The 5,756-nt window shown below is 66.7% G+C and carries 4 protein-coding genes; 1 reads left to right on the top strand and 3 read right to left on the bottom strand.

Going from position 1 to position 5,756, the window contains the following annotated elements; genetic code table 11:
• Window positions 1-56: 56 nt before the first annotated feature.
• On the top strand, window positions 57-1,319 hold the full coding sequence (locus ALII_RS0117790; protein ID WP_024588578.1) for a glycerate kinase: 1,263 nt from the start codon (window positions 57-59) through the stop codon (window positions 1,317-1,319).
• A gap of 214 nt (window positions 1,320-1,533) precedes the next feature.
• Here the strand turns inward: ALII_RS0117790 and ALII_RS0117785 are convergent, their stop codons facing one another.
• The 3 genes from ALII_RS0117785 to ALII_RS0117775 form a co-directional block, all read right to left on the bottom strand.
• Window positions 1,534-2,988 carry a UdgX family uracil-DNA binding protein gene (locus ALII_RS0117785; protein WP_024588577.1) on the bottom strand — a complete coding sequence of 485 codons (1,455 nt, stop codon included), beginning with the start codon at window positions 2,986-2,988 and terminating at the stop codon, window positions 1,534-1,536.
• A 13-nt stretch (window positions 2,989-3,001) separates the two neighbouring features.
• Window positions 3,002-4,237 carry a putative DNA modification/repair radical SAM protein gene (locus ALII_RS0117780; RefSeq protein WP_024588576.1) on the bottom strand — a complete coding sequence of 412 codons (1,236 nt, stop codon included), beginning with the start codon at window positions 4,235-4,237 and terminating at the stop codon, window positions 3,002-3,004.
• A 63-nt stretch (window positions 4,238-4,300) separates the two neighbouring features.
• The gene (locus ALII_RS0117775; protein WP_024588575.1) at window positions 4,301-5,689 is read right to left on the bottom strand and encodes a glutamine synthetase family protein; all 1,389 of its coding nucleotides are present in this window, start codon (window positions 5,687-5,689) and stop codon (window positions 4,301-4,303) included.
• Window positions 5,690-5,756: the final 67 nt, after the last annotated feature.

Below are 5,756 nucleotides of genomic sequence, written 5' to 3'. Positions count from 1 at the left end.
CTGATCTCCCCCCTTGAGGGGGAGATGCCCGGCAGGGCAGAGGGGGGTGCCTCGCAATGACCTACCCAAAAACCCTCTTCACCTCCCTCTTCTCCGCCGCCGTCGCCGCCGCCGATCCCGAACGCACCCTCCGCGACCACCTTCCCCCGTGCCCCAAAGGCCGAACGATCGTGATCGGCGCTGGCAAGGGCTCGGCGCAGATGGCGCGGGCGTTGGAGCGCGCCTGGGACGGGCCGCTCGAGGGCGTCGTCGTCACGCGTTACGGCTATGGCTGCGAATGCGAGCGCATCGAGATCATCGAGGCCGCGCACCCCGTCCCCGACGAAGCGGGGCTCAAGGCCGGGCAACGGCTGCTCGGTGCCGTAACCGGCCTCACCGCCGACGACCTCGTCATCGCGCTCGTCTCGGGTGGCGGCTCGGCGCTGCTGCCCGCACCGCCCGCCGGCCTGACGCTCGCCGACGAGATCGCCGTCAACGAGGCGCTGCTTGCCTCCGGCGCGCCGATCTCGGCCATGAACACGGTGCGCAAGCACGTCTCGTCCATCAAGGGCGGTCGGCTTGCCGCGGCCGCGCACCCCGCACGCGTCGTCTCGCTGATCGTCTCCGACATCCCCGGCGACAATCCCGCCCATGTCGCCTCGGGCCCGACGGTGCCGGATGGCGCGATGCGCGCCGACGCGCTCTCGGTCGTCGAGACCTATGGGTTGAGACTGCCGGATGCCGTCATGGCGCATATCCGCTCGCCCGCTGCCGACGCGCCGCTGCCGGACGATCCGCGCTTTGCCCGCAACGAGGTGCGCGTTATCGCATCGGCGGGGATTTCGCTCGAGGCTGCCGTCTCCGAGGCGAGGCGCCATGGTATCGAGGCCGTCATCCTCTCCGATGCGATCGAAGGCGAGGCACGGGAGGTGGGCAAGGTCCACGCCGCGATCGCCCGAGAAATCGCGCTGCGCGACCGGCCGTTCGCCAGGCCCGTCCTCCTCCTGTCCGGCGGCGAGACGACGGTGACGATTTCGCAGAGGGGTGGCCGGGGCGGGCGCAATACGGAATTCCTGCTGTCGCTCGCGCTTGGCATCGAGGGGTTGGCGGGCGTTCATGCGTTTGCGGCGGATACCGACGGGATCGACGGGTCGGAAGCCAATGCCGGCGCGTTCGCAGATTGGACGACGGCGACGCGCCTGCGTGGGTTGGGGCATGATCCGCGCGCTTTGCTGGCACGGCATGATGCGTGGGGGGCGTTCGACGCGCTGGGGGATTTGTTTGCGCCGGGTCCTACGGGGACTAATGTCAACGATTTGCGGGCGGTTTTGGTCTTATAGGCGGAGCAAAGCACCCCCACTCCGGCCCTTCGGGCCACCTGCCGGGGCGAGCCGCGGGTCTCGCCCGTCCTTCGGACCCCCCTGCCCGGGGGAGAGGAAATGCGCTGCCGCAGCGAAGGCGCTTTTCCAGTTGGCTTTCCTCTCCCCTTTTGAGGGGGAGAGGTGGCGCGCGAAGCGCGACGGAGTGGGGGTCTGCGCCTCCCCTCTCCGACCGTCACCCCGCCATCAACTTCTTCACCGCCACCATGTCCGCGACGAACCGTTCCCGCTCCGCCTCGGCGTCCGCGCGCTCCCGGATGCGCAGGATGAATGAGGGGTGGATGGTGATGAAAACGCGAAGGCCGTCGTCGCGCGTCAAAACCTCGCCGCGCATCTTCGTCACCGGGATCGCCTTGCCAAGCAGCGACAGCGCGGCAGTCGCGCCGAGCGCGACGGCGAGGTCGGGCTTGATGAAGCCGAGTTCCTGCTCCACCCACCAGCGGCACGCCTGCACTTCGCCGGCATTCGGCTTGGAATGGATGCGCCGCTTGCCGCGCGGCTCGAACTTGAAGTGCTTCACCGCATTGGTGACGTAGGTGATGCGCCGGTCGACGCCGGCTTCGTCGAGCACGCCGTCGAAAACCTTGCCGGCCGGACCGACAAAGGGCTTGCCGGCAATGTCCTCCTGGTCGCCCGGCTGCTCGCCGACGAAGACGATGCGCGCGTCCTGGGGTCCCTCGCCGAACACGGTCTGTGTCGCGTCGCGCCAGAGCGGGCAGCGGCGGCAGCCTTCGGCCTGTTTGCGCGCCTCGTCCAGCGAGCGGGCCGGCGCCTCGGCGTCGGCAGGAATTTCCTTCGCCGACCAGTACTTCTCCTGGACCTTCGCATGATGCGGCGCCGGCATGGTGGGCATCCTTTCGATCATCTCCCTGGCGGCCCTGTCCGCGCCCTTGATCAGGTCGGGGATCAGCGCCGCCTCGGGCAGGTTCTTCCAGTATTTCTTCGGCATCTCGGCCTGCATCGCCTTCACCTTCAGCCGCGCGGGGTTGAAGATGTTGGTGAAATAGGTGCGCCACAAATCCTCGGTCGCATCCGCCGCCGGCGCGTCGGCTTTCGACGCGGGCGGGCCAATGGTCAGGGTCTCGCCGTCCCATTCGGCCGTGCCCTTCGGCGTCAGGATCGTCCACGCCATGCCGGTGAAGCGGCGCACGAAAAAAGGCGCGTTGCGCTCCACGATGAAGTGGTCGGGCTCGAACCACGCCGCATAGCGCTTGTCCTCGCCCTCGCCGACTTCCACGAACCGCACGAAGGCGCGCATCTTGTGGATGTCGCGGCGGACCGACTTTTCCATTTCGTTGAGTTTCATCACGTCGGGATCGGACGCGATCTTCAGGAGGTTCGGCTCGGTGCGCAGCCGGAAAAGGATGCGGTAGAGGAGGGCGAAACGGGCCGGATCGGAATGGCAGATGACGGCTTCGGCGCGGTCGATGAATTCGCGCGGGACGTTGAGCGTGACGCCGGGCGCGACGGCGGGGAGGGGGGTGTCGGCGGAGAAGAGATCGGAGCTTTCGCCGACGGTCCAGACGATGTTGGCGGGAGGGATGTCGTTGGTGGCGAGGCGGCGGGCGGCGTCGCGCCAGGCGGGGAAGTCGGTTTGGGAGGAGAGGGGGGCAACATCGAGCGAATCCATGACAGATCCCGCGCTAGAACAAACTCAACTGCTTCGGCTTGCCAACCAGCCGTGATCGTAGATGTTCCGCATCCGTCGCCCCGCCCGGCGACCAGCCGTCGGTAACGATGAAGGGGCGGACCTTGGCGATCGACTGGCAGAGCCGGCCGACATCTTCGAGCCGCAGGCGCCGGTAGCGGCGAACGTCCAGCATCTTCTTCACCGCCTTGGTGCCGAAGCCCGGCACGCGCAGGAGCATCTCGCGCGGCGCACGGTTGACGTCGACGGGGAATGCGCCGCGATTGGCGAGCGCCCATGAGAGCTTCGGGTCGATCTCGAGATCGAGCATCCCGTCCTGCCGGTTCGCGACGATTTCGTGCCGGTCGAAGCCGTAGAAGCGCATCAGCCAGTCGGCCTGGTAAAGCCGGTGTTCGCGCATCAGCGGCGGCTTCAGCAACGGCAGCGCGGACGATGCGTCCGGGATCGGGCTGAAGGCGGAGTAGTAGACCCGGCGAAGCTGGTAGCTGCCGTAGAGGCGCGCGCTGGTGCCGAGAATGTCGGCATCGTTCGTCGCATCGGCGCCGATGATCATCTGCGTCGACTGGCCGCCCGGCGCGAAGCGCGGGCGCTTCTTGGTCTTGAGCGTCGGCTCGGACTTCTCCTCGATCTTGGAGCGCAGCTTCGCCATCGAGACGCGGATCGTCTCGGGTCGCTTTTCCGGCGCCAGCCGCTTCACGCCCTCGTCGGTCGGCAGTTCGACATTGATCGACAGCCGGTCGGCATAGATCCCGGCCTGCTCGAGCAGTTCGGGCGAACATTCGGGGATGGTCTTCAGATGGATATAGCCGCCGAACTTCTCGTCGACCCGCAGCCGCCGCGCGATCTCCACCATTTCGCCCATCGTCTCGTCGGGCGAGCGGATGACGCCGGAGGAGAGGAACAGGCCCTCGATATAGTTGCGCTTGTAGAATTCGAGCGTCAGCCGCACGACTTCGTCGATCGTAAAACGTGCGCGCTTCACGTTGGAGGAAGAGCGGTTGATGCAATAGCTGCAATCGTAGATACAGAAATTGGTCAGGAGTATCTTGAGCAGCGAAATGCAGCGGCCGTCCGGCGCATAGGAATGGCAGATGCCCATGCCTTCGGTCGAGCCGATGCCGCCCGATTTCAACGAGTTGCGCTTCGCCGCGCCGGATGAGGCGCAGGAGGCGTCGTATTTGGCGGCGTCCGAAAGGATCGCCAGCTTGTCGCGAGTAGAAGGAACGCTCATCCGTTCTTGATATGTTCTGATAACGCCGCGCGCTATAAACTTTGACGTGAGGAGCCGAGAAACTCAGACCGTATGCATATAGAGGTGATAGTCGAGTTCGCTCACCGTGCGCGCGACGCGCAGATATTCGGCGCGCTTGATTGCGCAGAAGGTGCGGTGCATTTCCTTGCCGAGCGCTGATTTGAGGAAGGCCGATCCTTCCGCCGCTTCGATCGCCGCGAGCCAGTTGGCGGGCATAGCGGGTCGCCCGTTCGCCTCGTCCGCATAGCCGTTTCCGACCGTCTCCGGGCCGGGATCGAGCCGCTCGTCCATGCCCTTGGCGATGCCGGCGAGGACCGTCGCGGCGACCAGATAGGGGTTGGCGTCGACGCCTGACGGGCGGTGTTCGATGCGCCGCGCAGACTTCGAGCCGGCCGGGATTCTGAGCGCGACCGAGCGGTTGTTGACGCCCCATGTCGGCGCGACCGGCGCATAGGATTGCGCGACGAAGCGCCGCCAGGAATTGGCGTGGGGCGCGAAGACGAGCATCGATTCGCCCATCGTTCCGGCAAGTCCGCCGAGGGCGGTGAGAATCGTGTCGCTCCACGCGCCTTCCTCTTCCTCGGTGAAGACGTTGCGGCCCGCTTCGTCCTGCATCGACACGTGAAGGTGCATGCCGGAGCCGGCATAGTCCTCGATCGGCTTCGCCATGAAGCAGGCAGTGACGCCGTGTCGGCGCGCCTGCAGCCGCACCAGACGCTTCAGCATCAGGAGATCGTCGGCGGCGCGCAATATGTCCTTGCGGTAGTTCAGCGTCAGCTCGTACTGGCCGGGCGCGTATTCGGAGATCACCGTCTCGGCGGGTATGCCCTGCGCCTTGGCGGCCGCGTAGATGTCGGAGAAAAGTGGCTCCATGCCATGGAGATGGTCGACCGAGTAGACCTCGGTCTTGGCGCTGGCGAGCCCGTCGAGAACGGCGCGCGCGGGCTGGATGCGGCCATTGCCGTCGCGCTCGTTGGCGAGCAGGAAGAACTCCAGTTCGAAGGCACCGGCGGGCTCGAGACCCTTCGCCGCGAAGGCCTCGACCTGCCGCGCCAGCGCGTGGCGCGGGTCGGAGCCCATGGGCGTGCCGTCGAGATGGTACATCGACATCAGTACCTGCCCGCGCGCGGGGGACGTGCCATGGAGCGGGACGAGCGTGCCGGGGATCGGCCAGGCGCGCAGGTCCCCGTCGCCTGAATCCCAGATCAGCCCCGTCTCGTGGACGTCCTCGCCGACGATGTCGAGGCCGAGGATCGAGATCGGCAGGTGCCGGCCATTTTCATAGAGCCCGATCAGCTCGTGGCGGCGGATGATCTTGCCGCGCCCGATGCCGTTGGCGTCGGTGAGGACGATGTCGAAGGCTTCGATTTCCGGGTGGGCGGCCAGGAAGTCGCGGGCTTCGGTGGGGGTGGAGTGGGTGGGGGAGGTCATGCTGTGACTTCGCTGAAATGTTGCGATCCGTCGCGCCCCCCTCTGTCCTGCCGGACATCTCCCCCGC

The sequence above is a fragment of the Aliihoeflea sp. 2WW genome (assembly GCF_000497755.1).
Lineage (GTDB): Bacteria > Pseudomonadota > Alphaproteobacteria > Rhizobiales > Rhizobiaceae > Aliihoeflea.
This window is presented reverse-complemented; position numbering and strand designations above follow the sequence as displayed.

Bases quoted from the DNA above. Each gene is read 5' to 3' on its own strand.
- ALII_RS0117790 (WP_024588578.1), top strand. From the start codon at position 57: ATGACCTACCCAAAAACCCTCTTCACCTCCCTCTTCTCCGCCGCCGTC.
- ALII_RS0117785 (WP_024588577.1), bottom strand. From the start codon at position 2,988: ATGGATTCGCTCGATGTTGCCCCCCTCTCCTCCCAAACCGACTTCCCC.
- ALII_RS0117780 (WP_024588576.1), bottom strand. From the start codon at position 4,237: ATGAGCGTTCCTTCTACTCGCGACAAGCTGGCGATCCTTTCGGACGCC.
- ALII_RS0117775 (WP_024588575.1), bottom strand. From the start codon at position 5,689: ATGACCTCCCCCACCCACTCCACCCCCACCGAAGCCCGCGACTTCCTG.